This is a genomic window from Delftia sp. UME58, assembly GCF_014170385.1.
Classification (GTDB): Bacteria; Pseudomonadota; Gammaproteobacteria; order Burkholderiales; family Burkholderiaceae_C; genus Comamonas; species Comamonas acidovorans.
Genome location: NZ_LZZV01000003.1, coordinates 52,275 through 67,914 on the forward strand (window position 1 = coordinate 52,275; position 15,640 = coordinate 67,914).

General features: G+C 63.5%; 20 protein-coding genes. 19 read left to right on the plus strand and 1 reads right to left on the minus strand.

Going from position 1 to position 15,640, the window contains the following annotated elements; translation table 11 throughout:
• Positions 1 to 8: 8 nt before the first annotated feature.
• Positions 9 to 773 (minus strand): DeoR/GlpR family DNA-binding transcription regulator, encoded by a 765-nt coding sequence (locus A9976_RS00295; RefSeq protein ID WP_012202956.1) that lies wholly within the window; start codon positions 771 to 773, stop codon positions 9 to 11.
• Between the two features lie 271 nt (positions 774 to 1,044).
• On the opposite strand from A9976_RS00295, the gene A9976_RS00300 reads away from it, so the two are divergent.
• From A9976_RS00300 to secY, 19 genes are all read left to right on the plus strand, one after another.
• Positions 1,045 to 2,124: an ABC transporter ATP-binding protein gene (locus A9976_RS00300; RefSeq protein WP_183017331.1), complete on the plus strand. Its 1,080-nt coding sequence runs from the start codon at positions 1,045 to 1,047 to the stop codon at positions 2,122 to 2,124.
• Between the two features lies 1 nt (position 2,125).
• Complete coding sequence (locus A9976_RS00305) at positions 2,126 to 3,205, plus strand: ABC transporter ATP-binding protein (protein ID WP_183017332.1); 1,080 nt, start codon at positions 2,126 to 2,128, stop codon at positions 3,203 to 3,205.
• A gap of 156 nt (positions 3,206 to 3,361) precedes the next feature.
• On the plus strand, positions 3,362 to 4,255 hold the full coding sequence (locus A9976_RS00310) for a carbohydrate ABC transporter permease (RefSeq protein WP_183017333.1): 894 nt from the start codon (positions 3,362 to 3,364) through the stop codon (positions 4,253 to 4,255).
• Positions 4,248 to 5,060: a carbohydrate ABC transporter permease gene (locus tag A9976_RS00315; protein ID WP_183017334.1), complete on the plus strand. Its 813-nt coding sequence runs from the start codon at positions 4,248 to 4,250 to the stop codon at positions 5,058 to 5,060. The genes A9976_RS00310 and A9976_RS00315 overlap by 8 nt, the downstream gene beginning before the upstream one ends.
• Before the next feature lie 160 nt (positions 5,061 to 5,220).
• On the plus strand, positions 5,221 to 5,529 hold the full coding sequence (locus A9976_RS00320; RefSeq protein ID WP_043820414.1) for a DUF2160 domain-containing protein: 309 nt from the start codon (positions 5,221 to 5,223) through the stop codon (positions 5,527 to 5,529).
• Between the two features lie 251 nt (positions 5,530 to 5,780).
• Complete coding sequence (locus tag A9976_RS00325; RefSeq protein WP_012202962.1) at positions 5,781 to 7,514, plus strand: ABC transporter substrate-binding protein; 1,734 nt, start codon at positions 5,781 to 5,783, stop codon at positions 7,512 to 7,514.
• 343 nt (positions 7,515 to 7,857) lie between these two features.
• Entirely contained in the window at positions 7,858 to 9,447 is a 1,590-nt protein-coding gene (locus A9976_RS00330; RefSeq protein WP_183017335.1) for a glycerol-3-phosphate dehydrogenase/oxidase, read from the plus strand.
• Positions 9,448 to 9,972: 525 nt separating this feature from the next.
• Positions 9,973 to 10,134: a hypothetical protein gene (locus A9976_RS00335; RefSeq protein WP_013804445.1), complete on the plus strand. Its 162-nt coding sequence runs from the start codon at positions 9,973 to 9,975 to the stop codon at positions 10,132 to 10,134.
• Positions 10,131 to 10,499, plus strand: coding sequence for a 50S ribosomal protein L14 (gene rplN / locus A9976_RS00340; protein ID WP_012202964.1), 369 nt, complete (start codon positions 10,131 to 10,133; stop codon positions 10,497 to 10,499). Before A9976_RS00335 ends, rplN begins: the two co-directional genes overlap by 4 nt.
• Positions 10,500 to 10,509: 10 nt before the next feature.
• Positions 10,510 to 10,830: a 50S ribosomal protein L24 gene (rplX, locus tag A9976_RS00345; RefSeq protein ID WP_012202965.1), complete on the plus strand. Its 321-nt coding sequence runs from the start codon at positions 10,510 to 10,512 to the stop codon at positions 10,828 to 10,830.
• Positions 10,831 to 10,840: 10 nt separating this feature from the next.
• Positions 10,841 to 11,380: a 50S ribosomal protein L5 gene (gene rplE / locus A9976_RS00350; protein WP_012202966.1), complete on the plus strand. Its 540-nt coding sequence runs from the start codon at positions 10,841 to 10,843 to the stop codon at positions 11,378 to 11,380.
• Between the two features lie 8 nt (positions 11,381 to 11,388).
• Positions 11,389 to 11,694 (plus strand): 30S ribosomal protein S14, encoded by a 306-nt coding sequence (rpsN, locus tag A9976_RS00355; RefSeq protein ID WP_012202967.1) that lies wholly within the window; start codon positions 11,389 to 11,391, stop codon positions 11,692 to 11,694.
• Positions 11,695 to 11,714: 20 nt separating this feature from the next.
• The gene (rpsH, locus tag A9976_RS00360; RefSeq protein WP_012202968.1) at positions 11,715 to 12,110 is read left to right on the plus strand and encodes a 30S ribosomal protein S8; all 396 of its coding nucleotides are present in this window, start codon (positions 11,715 to 11,717) and stop codon (positions 12,108 to 12,110) included.
• Between the two features lie 24 nt (positions 12,111 to 12,134).
• Positions 12,135 to 12,668 carry a 50S ribosomal protein L6 gene (gene rplF, locus A9976_RS00365; RefSeq protein WP_013804444.1) on the plus strand — a complete coding sequence of 178 codons (534 nt, stop codon included), beginning with the start codon at positions 12,135 to 12,137 and terminating at the stop codon, positions 12,666 to 12,668.
• Between the two features lie 11 nt (positions 12,669 to 12,679).
• Positions 12,680 to 13,045 carry a 50S ribosomal protein L18 gene (gene rplR / locus A9976_RS00370; protein ID WP_012202970.1) on the plus strand — a complete coding sequence of 122 codons (366 nt, stop codon included), beginning with the start codon at positions 12,680 to 12,682 and terminating at the stop codon, positions 13,043 to 13,045.
• 15 nt (positions 13,046 to 13,060) lie between these two features.
• Entirely contained in the window at positions 13,061 to 13,582 is a 522-nt protein-coding gene (rpsE, locus tag A9976_RS00375) for a 30S ribosomal protein S5 (protein WP_183017336.1), read from the plus strand.
• A 14-nt stretch (positions 13,583 to 13,596) separates the two neighbouring features.
• Complete coding sequence (gene rpmD / locus A9976_RS00380; RefSeq protein ID WP_012202972.1) at positions 13,597 to 13,779, plus strand: 50S ribosomal protein L30; 183 nt, start codon at positions 13,597 to 13,599, stop codon at positions 13,777 to 13,779.
• An 11-nt stretch (positions 13,780 to 13,790) separates the two neighbouring features.
• The gene (rplO, locus tag A9976_RS00385) at positions 13,791 to 14,222 is read left to right on the plus strand and encodes a 50S ribosomal protein L15 (protein WP_012202973.1); all 432 of its coding nucleotides are present in this window, start codon (positions 13,791 to 13,793) and stop codon (positions 14,220 to 14,222) included.
• Between the two features lie 24 nt (positions 14,223 to 14,246).
• Complete coding sequence (gene secY, locus A9976_RS00390; protein WP_012202974.1) at positions 14,247 to 15,566, plus strand: preprotein translocase subunit SecY; 1,320 nt, start codon at positions 14,247 to 14,249, stop codon at positions 15,564 to 15,566.
• The last annotated feature ends 74 nt before the right edge of the window (positions 15,567 to 15,640 follow it).

Sequence of the window (15,640 nt, forward strand, 5' to 3'; positions counted from 1 at the left end):
CGGAAAACTTATTGCGCCACCACGCATTGCACCTCGGCTTCGCGCAGAAGGGCATCGAACGGGGCAGGGGGCGCGGTATCGGTGAACAGGCGGTCGATCTGGTCCAGGCGTGCCAGCTCCACCATGGCCTGGCGGTGGAACTTGCTGTGGTCGGCGGCCAGCCACACCTCGCGCGACTGGGCAATGATGGTCTGGGCCACCTTGACTTCGCGCATGTCGAAGTCGCGCAGGCTGCCGTCGGGCTCGATGGCCGAGATGCCGATCAGGGCGATATCCACCTTGAACTGGCGGATGAAGTCCACGGCCGCCTCGCCCACGATGCCCCGGTCGCGCGTGCGCACCACGCCGCCGGCCACGATGACTTCGCAGTCCGCGTTGGAGCTGAGGATGGCCGCCACGTTGAGGTTGTTGGTGATCACGCGCAGGCCCCGGTGCTTGAGCAGGGCCTGGGCCACGGCCTCGGTGGTGGTGCCGATGTTCAGGATCAGCGAGCAGCCGTTGGGAATGGCCTCGGCCACGGCGCGCGCAATGCGCGACTTGCCTTCGGCATGCAGCACCTGGCGCTGGGTGTGGCCCAGGTTCTCCACCGTGGCGCTGGGCACGCGCACGCCGCCGTGAAAGCGCACCATCAGGCCCGCATCGGCCAGCTTCTGTATGTCGCGGCGCACGGTCTGCAGGGTCACGCCCAGGATCTCGGCCAGCTGCTCCACCGAAGTGGACTGGCGGCTGCGCACTTCGTCGAGCAGCTGTAGTTGTCGGGGATTGGTGTTCACGGCGGCGATTCCAGATCTGGTGCGTTCTCAGGCAAACAAGGCGGGGCGACCGGGTTATAGCGCATTTGCCCCTGGCCGGCCGTGGGTTGGAGAACTTTAAAACGAAGAAAAAAGAACAGCACCTAGGGTATGTGTTGATGGGCTGCGATCTGGAAAGAACAAAAATGATCACGTTCTTGCTTTCGGATGGCGCGCAATTGCCGCCTGAAGCAAGGTGTTTCTCCTTGTTCAATCGCTGCCCCCGCAGGCGGCCTCGTCAGTGAGGGCGGTCGTGGAACTGGTGTTGGAGAGAATCAGCAAACGCGTGGGCGGCCAGACCTGGCTGCACCCCATGCACCTTGAACTGGAAAGCGGCGCGGTGACCGTGCTGCTGGGTGCCACGCAGGCCGGCAAGACCAGCCTGATGCGCATCATGGCCGGCCTGGACGTGCCCACCGAAGGCCGTGTGCGCGCCGATGGCGTCGATGTGACCGGCATGCCCGTGCGCGAGCGCAACGTGGCCATGGTCTACCAGCAGTTCATCAACTATCCCTCGCTCACGGTGGCGGACAACATCGCCTCGCCGCTCAAGCTGCGCGGCGACCGCGATGTGGCGCAGCGCGTGCGCGCCCTGGCCCAGCGGCTGCACATAGAGATGTTCCTGGACCGCTACCCGGCCGAGCTGTCGGGCGGCCAGCAGCAGCGCGTGGCGCTGGCGCGCGCCCTGGCCAAGGGCGCTCCGCTGATGCTGCTGGACGAGCCCCTGGTCAACCTCGACTACAAGCTGCGCGAGGAACTGCGCGAGGAGCTGACCCAGCTGTTCTCCACGGGCGACTCCACCGTGGTCTATGCCACCACCGAGCCCGGCGAGGCCCTGCTGCTGGGTGGTTATACGGCTGTGCTGTATGAGGGCGAACTGCTGCAGTACGGCCCCACGGCCGAGGTCTTCCATCAGCCGAATTCGCTGCGCGTGGCGCGCGCCTTCAGTGATCCGCCCATGAACCTGATCGTGGCCAGTGCCGTGGAGGGCGGGCTGGAACTGCCGGGCGGCGCGCGGCTGCCCGTGGCGCTGCCTGCGGACCTGGCCGCGTCCGGCCCACTGACCCTGGGCCTGCGCGCCAGCGCCCTGCGCCTGCAGCCTCGGCCCGGCGATCTGGCGCTGCAGGGCGTGGTGGAACTGGCCGAGATTTCGGGCTCCGACACCTTCGTGCATGCCACCACGCCCTGGGGCGAGCTGGTGGCCCAGGTCACGGGCGTGCACCACCTGGACCTGGGCAGCGCGGTCACGCTGCACCTGGACCCGGCCCATGCCTACGTTTTCGGCACGGACGGCGCGCTGCTGCTGGCGCCGGCGCGGCCCGGAGGACGATGAGATGGCCCGCATAGAACTCGATCTGGCCCACTCCTACAAGCCGAACCCGCAGCAGGACAGCGACTACGCGCTGCTGCCGCTGGACATGGTCTTCGAGGACGGCGGCGCCTATGCGCTGCTCGGCCCCTCGGGCTGCGGCAAGACCACCATGCTCAACATCATGTCGGGCCTGCTGGTCCCCTCGCAGGGCAAGGTGCTGTTCGACGGCCGCGACATGACGCGCGCCACGCCCCAGGAACGCAACATCGCCCAGGTGTTCCAGTTCCCGGTGATCTACGACACCATGACCGTGGCCGAGAACCTGGCCTTTCCGCTGAAGAACCGCCGCATGCCCGAGGAGCGCATCCGCGCGCGGGTCGGCCAGATCGCCGAGATGCTGGAGATGAGCGGCCAGCTCGACCAGCGCGCAGCCGGCCTGTCGGCCGATGCCAAGCAGAAGATCTCGCTGGGCCGGGGCCTGGTGCGGCCCGATGTCTCGGCCGTGCTGTTCGACGAGCCGCTCACGGTGATCGACCCCCAGCTCAAGTGGCAGCTGCGCCGCAAGCTCAAGCAGATCCACCATGAACTGCGCCTCACGCTGATCTATGTGACGCACGACCAGGTGGAGGCCCTGACCTTTGCCGAGCACGTTGTGGTCATGACGCGCGGGCGCGCCGTGCAGGTGGGCACGCCCGCCCAGCTTTTCGAGCGGCCCAGCCACGCCTTCGTCGGCCACTTCATCGGCTCGCCGGGCATGAACTTCGTGCCGTTGCAGCAGGACGGCGGCCGGCTGCTGGCCGAGGGCCAGTACCTGCCCCGGCCCGCCGCACTGGCCAGCGTGGCGCCCGGCCTGCCCCTGAGCCTGGGCATACGTCCCGAGTACCTGGCACTGGCCTCGGCCGACGCGCCCGGCGCCGTGGCCTGCACGGTGGAGCGCGTGCAGGACGTGGGCACGCACCAGTTGCTGGTGGCGCGCCTGGGCGAGCGGCTGCTCAAGCTGCGCTGCGGCGCCGATGCCGCGCTGCCGGCCGTGGGCGAGACCGTCTGGGTGCAATTGCAGGGCCCCCACACCTGCTACTACGTCAACGAGGAGCTGGTATGAGGCTCCCCCTGAGCGGCTGCGCCGCTTCCCCCTCTCTCGCGACGCGGGAGGGGGACGACACCCTTGCGGCGGGGCGGCCCTTGCTCGGTGTCCCTGAGCTGGGTAGCTCCGGTCTCGTAGGCCGCGGTTTGTGCATTAGCGTGAGGGGTGCCTGAGATGAGTTCAATCAAGCCCGTCAACCAGAAGGCCTGGCTGCTGATCCTGCCGGTCATCATCTGCGTGGCCTTCTCGGCCATCATCCCGCTGATGACGGTGGTGAACTACTCGGTGCAGGACATCATCAGTCCCGACCGGCGCGTGTTCGTGGGCACGGAATGGTTTGCCCAGGTCATGCGCGACGAGGAACTGCACTCGGCCCTGCTGCGCCAGATCGGCTTTTCGCTGGCCGTGCTGCTGGTGGAGATCCCGCTGGGCATCGCGCTGGCGCTTTCCATGCCGGCCCAGGGCTGGAAGGCTTCGGCCGTGCTGGTCGTGGTCTCGCTGTCGCTGCTGATTCCTTGGAACGTGGTCGGCACCATCTGGCAGATCTACGGCCGCGCCGACATCGGACTGCTGGGCGCGGCGCTCAACGCGCTGGGCGTGGACTACAACTACACGGGCAATGCCACCCATGCCTGGCTCACCGTGCTGGTCATGGATGTCTGGCACTGGACGCCGCTGGTGGCCCTGCTGTGCTACGCGGGCCTGCGCTCCATTCCCGACGCCTACTACCAGGCCGCGCGCATCGACGGCGCCAGCAAGTTCGCGGTGTTCCGCTACATCCAGCTGCCCAAGATGCGCGGCGTGCTGATGATTGCCGTGCTGCTGCGCTTCATGGACAGCTTCATGATCTACACCGAGCCCTTCGTGCTCACGGGCGGCGGGCCCGGCAATGCGACCACCTTCCTGTCGCAGTACCTCACGCAAAAGGCCGTGGGCCAGTTCGACCTCGGGCCGGCGGCTGCCTTCTCGCTGATCTATTTCCTCATCATCCTGCTGCTGTGCTTCATCCTCTACAACTGGATGCAGCGCGTGGGTACGGCAGACAAAGAAGGAGCCGGCCATGACTGAACGCCGTTTCCACAAGCGCACGCTGTTCCTGGTCGCCTACCTGCTGTTCGCCGTGCTGCCCATCTACTGGATGGTCAACATGAGCTTCAAGACCAACGAGGAGATCCTGTCCAGCTTCTCGCTGTGGCCCCAGCATTTCACCTGGGCCAACTACCAAACCATCTTCACCGACGCCTCCTGGTACTCGGGCTACATCAACAGCCTGATCTACGTGGCCATCAACACCGTGATCTCGCTCACGGTGGCGCTGCCGGCGGCCTATGCGTTCTCGCGCTACCAGTTCCTGGGCGACAAGCATGTGTTCTTCTGGCTGCTGACCAACCGCATGACGCCGCCGGCCGTCTTCCTGCTGCCCTTCTTCCAGCTCTACACCACGGTAGGCCTGATGGACACGCACATCGCCGTGGCCCTGGCGCACCTGCTGTTCAACGTGCCGCTGGCCGTCTGGATCCTGGAAGGCTTCATGAGCGGCATCCCGCGCGAGATCGACGAGACGGCCTATATCGACGGCTACTCCTTCCCGCGCTTTTTCCTCACCATCTTCCTGCCGCTGATCAAGGCCGGCGTGGGCGTGGCGGCCTTCTTCTGCTTCATGTTCAGCTGGGTGGAGCTGCTGCTGGCGCGCACGCTGACCAGCGTGAACGCCAAGCCCATCGTGGCGACCATGACGCGCACCGTCTCGGCCTCGGGCATGGACTGGGCGACGCTGGCTGCGGCCGGCGTGCTGACCATCGTGCCGGGCGCCATCGTGATCTGGTTCGTGCGGCATTACATCGCCAAGGGTTTCGCTATGGGAAGGGTTTGAGGCACCCCCTGAGCGGCTTACGCCGCTTCCCCCTCTCTACCCGCTTCGCGGGGGAGGGGGACGACAGCCTCGCGGCGGGGCGGCCCTTGCTCGCTGTCCCTCGCTTGGGGCCGCGCCAGTTTCGACGGGCAGTGGTTTTTGTTTCTGAAAGGACTCGTCAATGTTTTCCTGGATGGCCTGGACGCTGCCGGTGGCGGTGTTCTTCAGTTGCATCGTGCTGATGCTGGTGGGCATGACGCTGTGGGAGTTGCGCAGCCCGACCGTGATGCGCAAGGGCTGGCTGCCGATGGCGACGACGCGCGGGGACCGGCTGTTCATCGGGCTGCTGCTGGCGGCCTATGTCAATCTGGCCTGGGTGGGCCTGGGCGAGAGGATGGTGCAGTGGTTCTCGCTGGAGGCCGAGCCTTCGGTGTGGATCAGCCTGGTGCTGTCCATGCTCGTGCTGGCCGTGGTCATGCGCAAAGGCTGAAATGAAGCACCCCCTAAGTCGCTGCGCGCCTTCCCCCGTGTGCACGGCGCCCTCTCTCGCTTCGCGGGAGGGGCACGACAGCCTCGCTGCGGGGCGGCCCTTGCTCGCTGTCCCTCGCTTGGGACATGCCTGCTCTATTCGCAGCGCCATGAATATTTGAAGCTCTTCTCAACAGCCGGGTCCGAAGCTCCCCCGGGGCCCGCTGGTGCATGTGCATGTCGGGGAGACAGCAAGAATCTAGGAGACGGCAGATGAAACAACGACTTCATACCATCGCCCTCGCGGCGGCCCTGCTGGCGGCGGGGCAGGCGTCCTGGGCCGGAGAGGCGGAAGCCAAGAAGTGGATCGACGCGGAGTTCCAGCCCAGCACGCTGTCCAAGGACCAGCAGATGGCCGAGATGAAGTGGTTCATCGAGGCGGCCAAGAAGCTGCAGGCCAAGGGCGTCAAGGAGATCGCCGTGGTCTCCGAGACCATCACCACGCACGAGTACGAGAGCAAGACGCTGGCCAAGGCCTTCACCGAGATCACGGGCATCACCGTCAAGCACGACCTGATCCAGGAAGGCGACGTGGTCGAGAAGCTGCAGACCTCGATGCAGTCGGGCAAGTCCATCTATGACGGCTGGATCTCCGACTCCGACCTGATCGGCACGCACTACCGCTACGGCCGCATCATGAGCCTGACCGACTACATGGCCGGCGCCGGCAAGGACTTCACCAATCCGGGCCTGGACATCAAGGACTTCATCGGCACCAGCTTCACCACCGCGCCCGACGGCAAGCTCTACCAACTGCCCGACCAGCAGTTCGCCAACCTCTACTGGTTCCGCGCCGACCTGTTCGAGCGCAAGGACCTCAAGGACAAGTTCAAGGCCAAGTACGGCTACGAGCTGGGCGTGCCGCTGAACTGGAGCGCCTACGAGGACATCGCCGAGTTCTTCACCAACGACGTCAAGCAGATCGATGGCAAGCCCATCTACGGCCACATGGACTACGGCAAGAAGGACCCGTCGCTGGGCTGGCGCTTCACCGATGCCTGGCTGTCCATGGCCGGCGCGGCCGACAAGGGCATTCCCAACGGCATGCCCGTCGATGAATGGGGCATCCGCGTGGCCGACGACAAGTGCACGCCCGTGGGCGCATCGGTCTCGCGCGGCGGCGCCACCAACTCGCCGGCCGCCGTGTTCGCGCTCACCAAGTACGTGGACTGGATGAAGAAATACGCGCCCAAGGAAGCCATGGGCATGACCTTCGGCGAGTCCGGCCCCGTGCCGGCCCAGGGCCATATCGCGCAGCAGATCTTCTGGTACACCGCCTTCACGGCCGACATGACCAAGCCCGGCCTGCCCGTGGTCAATGCCGACGGCACGCCCAAATGGCGCATGGCGCCCGGCCCCAACGGCCCGTACTGGAAGGACGGCATGCAAAACGGCTACCAGGACGTGGGCAGCTGGACCTTCTTCAAGGACCATGACGCCAACCGCACGGCCGCCGCCTGGCTCTACGCGCAGTTCGTCACCGCCAAGACCACCAGCCTCAAGAAGACCATCGTCGGCCTGACGCCCATCCGCGAAAGCGACATCCGCTCCAAGGCCATGACCGACATGGCGCCCAAGCTCGGCGGCCTGGTCGAGTTCTACCGCAGCCCTGCCCGCGTGGCCTGGACGCCCACCGGCAACAACGTGCCCGACTACCCCAAGCTGGCCCAGCTGTGGTGGAAGAACGTGGCCCAGGCCGTCACCGGCGAGAAGACGCCCCAGGGCGCCATGGACAACCTGGCCGAGGAAATGGACCAGGTCATGTCCCGCCTGCAGCGTGCCGGCATGGCGCACTGCGCGCCCAAGCTCAACCCCAAGGGCGATCCGGCCAAGTGGCTCAGCGACAAGCAGGCGCCTTGGAAGAAGCTGGCCAATGAAAAGCCCAAGGGCGAGACGATTGCGTATGACACGCTGCTCAATGCCTGGAAAAACGGAAAAGTTCGGTAAAAGCACCCCCTGAGGCGCTGACGCGCCTTCCCCCTCTCTCGCTTCGCGGGAGGGGGACGACGCCCTCGCCGCGAGGCGGCTCTTGCTCGGCGTCCCTGAGTTGGGCCGCGTCGGCTTTGGGCGCAATACCCTGCGCTGGCACCACAGTCCATCGTTGGGCGTCCTGGGTCGCAAAAAACACGAAACGAAAGATAGCGAAGAAAAAAATACAAAAACGAGCGAAAATAGCGGAAAACCCGATTCCGTCCCCTTCGCATTGGGCGCAGGCGTGGCGTCCCGGGTGCTGACATGGCGGCTACATGGCGCCCTGTTAACTTGCCCCACATTCCTTCGTCGAAGATCCATGTCCCTCGCTGCTTCCCCTCTGCCCACCGGCCGCGCCGCCCTGCTGGAACGCCTGGCCCAGCCTGAAACCTACGATCTGGCCATCATCGGCGGCGGTGCCACCGGCCTGGGCGTGGCCCTGGACGCGGCGGCGCGCGGGTTCAAGGTCGTGCTGGTGGAGTCGCATGACTTCGCCAAGGGCACGTCCTCGCGTGCAACCAAGCTGGTCCATGGTGGCGTGCGTTACTTGGCCCAGGGCAACATCGCCCTGGTGCGCGAAGCCCTGCACGAACGCACCACGCTGCTGCACAACGCGCCCCACCTGGCGCAGCCGCTGGCCTTCGTCATGCCGTCGTACAAGCTGCTGGACACGCCGTTCTACGGCATCGGCCTCAAGATGTATGACGCGCTGGCCGGCAAGGCAGGCCTGGGCGCCACCGAATTTCTCTCGCGCTCCAGCACTGTCAAGTGCCTGCCCACCGTGCGCCAGCAAGGCCTCAAGGGCGGCGTCAAATACTGGGACGGCCAGTTCGACGATGCCCGCCTGGCGCTGGCGCTGGCACGCACGGCCGCCGCCAAGGGCGCGCTGCTGGTCAACTACTGCCCCGCGCTTGAACTGCTGCATGAAGGCGGCAAGGTCGCCGGCCTGGTCTGCGAAGACACGGAATCGGGCCGGCGCTTCACGCTGCGCGCCAAGTGCGTGGTCAACGCCACCGGCCCCTGGGTGGACCTGTTCCGCCAGCAGGATGCCGAGGCCCAGGGCCGTCCCGTCAAGCCCATGGTCGCGCCCAGCCAGGGCGTGCACGTGGTCGTGGACCGCGACTTCCTGCCCAGCGATCACGCCCTGCTCGTGCCCAAGACGGCCGATGGCCGCGTGCTCTTTGCCGTGCCCTGGCTGGGCAAGGTCATCCTGGGCACCACCGACACCCCGCGCAACGACCTGGCACGCGAGCCCCTGCCGTTCCCCGAGGAGCTGGACTTCATCCTCACCGAGGCCGGACGCTACCTCACGCGCCAGCCCACGCTGGCCGACGTGCGCAGCATGTGGGTCGGCCTGCGCCCGCTGGTCAAGCCCCAGGACGACGACGGCGAGAACACCAAGAAGATCAGCCGCGAGCACACGGTCATGTCCAGCCGCACCGGCCTGGTCACCGTCACGGGCGGCAAATGGACCACCTACCGCGCCATGGCCGAAGACGTGCTCTCCGAGTGCTTTGCCATCGGCCGCCTGCCGCACCGACCCGGTGGCGTCACGGCCCGCCTGCCGCTGGCCGGCGCCCCGGCCGAGGCCGCCGTGCACCACCGCATGAACCAGATCCAGGGCCTGCACTCCTATGGCACGGAAGCCTCGGCGGTGGAGGCGTTGCCGGGCAACGACGAATGGCTGGCAGACGGCCTGAACGAAGCCATGGTGCGCTTTGCCGCGCGCTTCGAATACGCGCGCACCGTGGAAGACGTGCTGGCGCGCCGCAGCCGCCTGCTGTTCCTGGATGCGCGCAAGGCTGCCGAAGTGGCGCCGCGCGTGGCTGCCATCCTCCAGGAGGAGCTGGGGCAGGACGCCGGCCTGGCGGACTTCATGGCGCTGGCGGCGCAGTACCTGCCTGCCTGATCCCGTCCATTTCCAGGCAAAACGCCCTGCAACCGCAGGGCGTTTTGCTTTCTGCGGCAGGCACTTGCGCAAGGCATGATTATCAAAAATTATGAATATGTGCGATCGATTGTTTTTATGAATGAGAATGCCGCTCATGGCACCGTGCTCCAGTGCCGGCGAACAGCAGCCAGCACAAGGCTGACGAGGGAGGGGGAACGATGAAGAAAGCGCCTGAAAGTCCGTTTTCCGCATGGCAGGGGCTGTACCCAAGCCAGTCGCGGTGGCTCCAAGCCGCTGCGCGATCCGTGCCGTCGCAGTCAGCGCGGCCAGTCCGCAGCCAACAATTGCGTTGAGTCTGCCACCCTTTGCCGAGCCCGCGTGGCTCGGCTTTTTTATGGGCATCTCCGGCGGCATGTGGCGTTCAGGAGGTTGAGGCTGCTCCTGGGTTGGTAGCGCCCTTGTGGGCGCTGCGCAACGCTGCTGGCCAGGGGTGGAAAAAGGCGCTAAGGGTTTGACGCGCAAAGGAATTTCTGGGACAATCCCATGCTTCACGTGAAAATCGTGAAGTTATCTGCCCAGTGGAAGCGCCGAGAAATGGTTTTCGGCGTGGACGACGGGCCCAAGACTGACTGGCTGCTCGCGGCCCTTGAGAAGACTCTGGGGCTGTCGAGTGTTTGCTGGAGCAAGTTGGGAATATTGAAATGATCCAAACAGAATCTCGGTTAGAGGTTGCCGACAACACCGGCGCGAAGTCTGTTCAGTGCATCAAAGTGCTGGGCGGTTCTCATCGTCGCTATGCGAGTGTTGGTGACATCATCAAGGTGACCATCAAGGAAGCTGCACCGCGTGGACGCGTCAAAAAAGGCGAGGTCTACAGCGCGGTCGTGGTGCGTACGGCGAAGGGTATTCGCCGTGCCGATGGCTCGCTCGTCAAGTTCGACGGCAATGCCGCCGTGCTGCTGAACGCCAAGCTGGAGCCTATCGGCACCCGCATCTTTGGCCCCGTGACTCGTGAACTGCGCAACGAAAAGTTCATGAAGATCGTGTCCCTGGCACCTGAAGTTCTCTAAAGGAAGCACCATGAACAAGATTCGCAAGGGCGACCAAATCATCGTGCTGACCGGCCGTGACAAGGGCAAGCAAGGCGTGGTCTCGGCTCGCAAGGACGACTCCCACCTGTTGATCGATGGCATCAACATGGTGAAGAAGCACGTCAAGCCGAACCCCATGAAGGGCACCACTGGCGGTATCGTGGAAAAGGCCATGCCTATCCACCAATCCAACGTGGCCATCTTCAATGCAGCGACCGGCAAGGCTGATCGCGTGGGCATCAAGGTGCAGGCCGACGGCACACGCGTTCGCGTGTTCAAGTCCAGCGGCGCCGAAATCAAGGCGGCCTAAGGGGTAACACATGGCACGACTGCAAAAACTGTATCGCGAAAAGATCGCGGCTGAACTCAAGGAAAAGTTCGGCTACACCTCCTCCATGGAAGTGCCCCGTCTGACCAAGATCACCCTGAACATGGGTGTGAGCGAAGCCGTGGCCGACAAGAAGGTGATGGACAACGCCGTGGCTGACCTGACCAAGATTGCCGGTCAGAAGCCCGTGGTTACCAAGGCCAAGAAGGCTATCGCCGGCTTCAAGATCCGTGAAGGCCAGGCCATTGGCTGCATGGTGACCCTGCGTGGCGTTCAGATGTATGAATTCCTGGACCGTTTCGTCACCGTGGCTCTGCCCCGCGTGCGTGACTTCCGTGGTATCTCCGGCCGTTCTTTCGACGGTCGCGGCAACTACAACGTCGGCGTCAAGGAACAGATCATCTTCCCCGAAATCGAGTACGACAAGGTGGACGCTCTGCGTGGTCTGAACATCAGCATCACGACGACAGCTCGGACCGACGATGAGTGCAAGGCACTGCTCGCCGCTTTCCGTTTCCCCTTCAAGAACTGAGGTGGCGCATGGCTAAAGTTGCATTGATCCAGCGCGAACTCAAGCGCGAAAAGCTGGCAGCCAAGTACGCTGCCAAATACGCAGAACTGAAGGCAATCGCCGCTGACGCAAAGCGCAGCGACGAAGAGCGCGACGCCGCTCGCCTGGGCCTGCAGAAGCTGCCCCGTAACGCGAACCCCACTCGCCAGCGCAACCGCTGCGAGATCACGGGTCGTCCCCGTGGCACCTTCCGTCAATTCGGTCTGGGCCGCGCCAAGATCCGTGAACTGGCCTTCGCTGGCGACATCCCCGGTGTCACCAAGGCCAGCTGGTAAGCAAGCAGGAGAGATTAAACATGAGCATGAGTGATCCCATCGCTGACTTGCTGACCCGCATCCGCAATGCACAAATGGTCTCCAAGACCACCGTGACGGCTCCTTCCTCCAAGGTCAAGGTTGCCATCGCCCAGGTGCTGAAGGATGAAGGCTATATCGACGGCTTCCAAGTGAAGACCGACGCTGGCAAGTCCGAACTCGAAATTACCCTGAAGTACTACGCCGGCCGTCCGGTGATCGAGCGCATCGAGCGCGTGAGCCGTCCCGGCCTGCGCGTGTACAAGGGCCGTGACGCAATCCCCCAGGTCATGAACGGCATGGGCGTTGCCATCGTCACCACTCCCAAGGGCGTGATGACGGATCGCAAGGCGCGCGCCACTGGCGTGGGCGGCGAAGTGCTGTGCTACGTGGCCTAACGGACATTAAGGAGAAATACTGAAATGTCTCGCGTAGCAAAGACTCCCGTGGCCATCCCCGCAGGCGTGGATGTGTCCATCAAAGACGACCAGATCAATGTGAAGGGCACCGGCGGCACGCTGTCGCAAGCCCAGAACGTTCTGGTGAAGATCTCCAACAACGAAGGCAAGCTGTCTTTCGAGCCCGTCAATGACTCGCGCGAAGCCAACGCCATGAGCGGCACCATGCGTCAGCTGGTGAACAACATGGTGGTGGGCGTGAGCAAGGGCTTCGAGAAGAAGCTGTCGCTGGTTGGCGTGGGTTTCAAGGCTTCGGCCTCGGGCTCCAAGCTGAACCTCGCGATCGGCTTTTCGCACCCGGTGAACTTCGAAATGCCGGCCGGCATCACTGTCACCACCCCCACACCGACCGAAATCTTGGTCAAGGGTGCTGACCGCCAGGCCGTTGGCCAAATGGCTGCTGAGATCCGTGCCGTTCGTCCTCCCGAGCCCTACAAGGGCAAGGGCATCCGTTACTCGGATGAGAAGGTCGTGATCAAAGAGACCAAGAAGAAGTAAGGAGCTGCATTATGTTGACCAAGAAAGAGCAGCGTCTCCGTCGTGCCCGCCAGACCCGCATCCGCATTGCACAGCAAGGCGTGGCACGTCTGAGCGTGAACCGTACGAACCTCCACATCTACGCAAGCGTGGTGTCGGAAGACGGCACCAAGGTGCTGGCTTCGGCCTCCACCGCCGAAGCCGAAGTGCGCACCCAACTGGGCGCCATCGGCAAGGGTGGCAACGTGGCTGCCGCTACGCTGATTGGCAAGCGCATTGCCGAGAAGGCCAAGGCTGCCGGCGTGGAGAAAGTGGCTTTCGATCGCGCTGGTTTCGCATACCACGGCCGCGTGAAGGCTTTGGCAGAAGCCGCTCGTGAAGCCGGCCTGCAGTTCTAAGCGGAGCGGATAGAAATGGCAAAGTTTTCTCCCAAGGTGCAAGACGAAGGTCGTGACGACGGTCTGCGCGAAAAAATGATCGCGGTGAACCGCGTCACCAAGGTTGTGAAGGGCGGTCGTATCCTCGGCTTCGCTGCACTGACCGTGGTTGGCGATGGTGATGGCCGCGTTGGCATGGGCAAGGGCAAGTCCAAGGAAGTGCCTGCAGCCGTGCAAAAGGCGATGGAAGAATCCCGTCGCAACATGATCAAGGTGTCCCTGAAGCACGGCACGATCCATCACACCGTGATGGGTCAGCATGGCGCAGCATCCGTGATGCTGAACCCCGCTCCCAAGGGTACCGGCATCATCGCCGGCGGCCCGATGCGCGCCGTCTTCGAAGTGCTGGGCATCACCGACATCGTGGCCAAGAGCCATGGTTCGTCGAATCCCTACAACATGGTCCGCGCGACTTTTGACGCTCTGAAGAACTCCACGACCCCTTCGGAAGTGGCAGCCAAGCGCGGCAAGTCGGTTGAAGACATCTTCACCGCCTGATCGGAGTCAATCACATGACAACGCAACAAACCGTGAAGGTGCAACTGGTGCGCAGCCCCATTGGCACCAAGGAATCGCACCGCGCCACTGTCCGTGGCCTGGGCCTGCGCAAGCTGAACAGCATCAGCGAACTGCAGGACACGCCTGCCGTGCGCGGCATGATCAACAAGATCAGCTACCTGGTCAAAGTTCTCTGAAAGGATTGATGATGGAACTCAATAGCATCAAGCCTGCAGAGGGCTCCAAGCACGCCAAGCGCCGTGTCGGTCGCGGCATCGGCTCCGGCCTGGGCAAGACTGCCGGCCGTGGTCACAAGGGTCAGAAGTCGCGTTCGGGTGGCTACCACAAGGTGGGCTTCGAAGGCGGTCAAATGCCTCTGCAGCGCCGTCTGCCCAAGCGTGGCTTCAAGTCGCATCTGCTGAAGTTCAATGCAGAAGTGACCCTGTCCGCTCTGGAACAGCTGGGCCTGGCCGAAGTCGATCTGGCAGCTCTGAAGCAAGCCGGTCTGGTTGGTGAAATCGCAAAGGTGGTCAAGATCATCAAGAGCGGTGAAATCAGCAAGGCTGTCAAGCTCAACGGCATCGGCGCTACCGCCGGCGCCAAGGCTGCCATCGAAGCTGCCGGCGGCAGCATCGCCTGATTAATGATCTGAAAGAAGACATCCGTGGCTACTAGCGCAGCTCAAATTGCAAAAACCGGAAAATTCGGCGATCTTCGCCGCCGTCTGGTTTTTCTGTTGCTCGCGCTGGTCGTTTACCGCATCGGGGCGCATATCCCCGTGCCGGGCATCGATCCAGCGCAGCTGCAGCAGCTGTTCAATGGCCAGCAGGGCGGCATTCTCAATCTGTTCAACATGTTCTCGGGTGGGGCGCTCTCGCGCTTCACGGTGTTCGCACTGGGGATCATGCCGTACATCTCGGCATCGATCATCATGCAGCTCATGACCTACGTGGTCCCTACATTCGAGCAGCTGAAAAAAGAAGGTGAATCGGGTCGTCGCAAGATCACCCAGTACACCCGCTACGGCACGTTGGGCCTGGCGATTTTTCAGTCCCTGGGAATTGCCGTGGCTCTGGAAAGCTCCGCAGGTCTGGTTCTGAGCCCTGGCTTCGGCTTCCGCCTCACGGCGGTGGTCAGCCTGACGGCCGGCACCATGTTCCTGATGTGGCTCGGTGAACAGATCACTGAACGTGGTCTGGGCAACGGCATCTCGATCCTCATCTTTGGAGGTATCGCCGCAGGTCTGCCGAGCTCCATCGGTGGTCTGCTGGAGCTGGTGCGCACCGGTGCCATGAGCATCCTGGCCGCGATCTTCATCGTTCTCGTGGTGGCAGCCGTGACGTACTTCGTCGTGTTTGTCGAGCGAGGACAGCGCAAGATCCTGGTGAACTATGCGCGTCGTCAGGTGGGTAACAAGGTGTATGGTGGCCAGTCTTCGCACTTGCCGCTGAAGCTGAACATGGCGGGGGTCATTCCTCCCATCTTCGCTTCCTCGATCATCTTGCTGCCGGCGACCGTTGTGAACTGGTTCAGTGCAGGGGAATCCATGCGCTGGCTGAAGGACATTGCTAGCACGCTGACCCCCGGTCAGCCGATCTATGTGATGCTCTACGCCACCGCCATCATCTTCTTCTGCTTCTTCTACACGGCCCTGGTGTTCAACAGCCGGGAAACCGCCGACAACCTGAAGAAGAGTGGTGCCTTCATCCCCGGGATCCGTCCCGGTGACCAGACGGCCCGCTACATTGACAAGATCCTGGTTCGCCTGACCCTGGCTGGCGCGGTGTACATCACATTCGTGTGCTTGTTGCCCGAGTTCCTGATCCTGAAGTACAACGTTCCGTTCTACTTCGGTGGTACATCACTGCTGATTATTGTGGTGGTGACCATGGACTTCATGGCCCAGGTGCAGAACTACATGATGTCGCAACAGTACGAATCGCTCCTCAAAAAGGCGAACTTCAAAGCGACACTTGGCAATTGAACTAAGTGATGGGCCTGGCCGGCGGTGCCGGCGGGTCCAGTAAGAGTTAGTAGACGCCCATTCGATCTATCCAT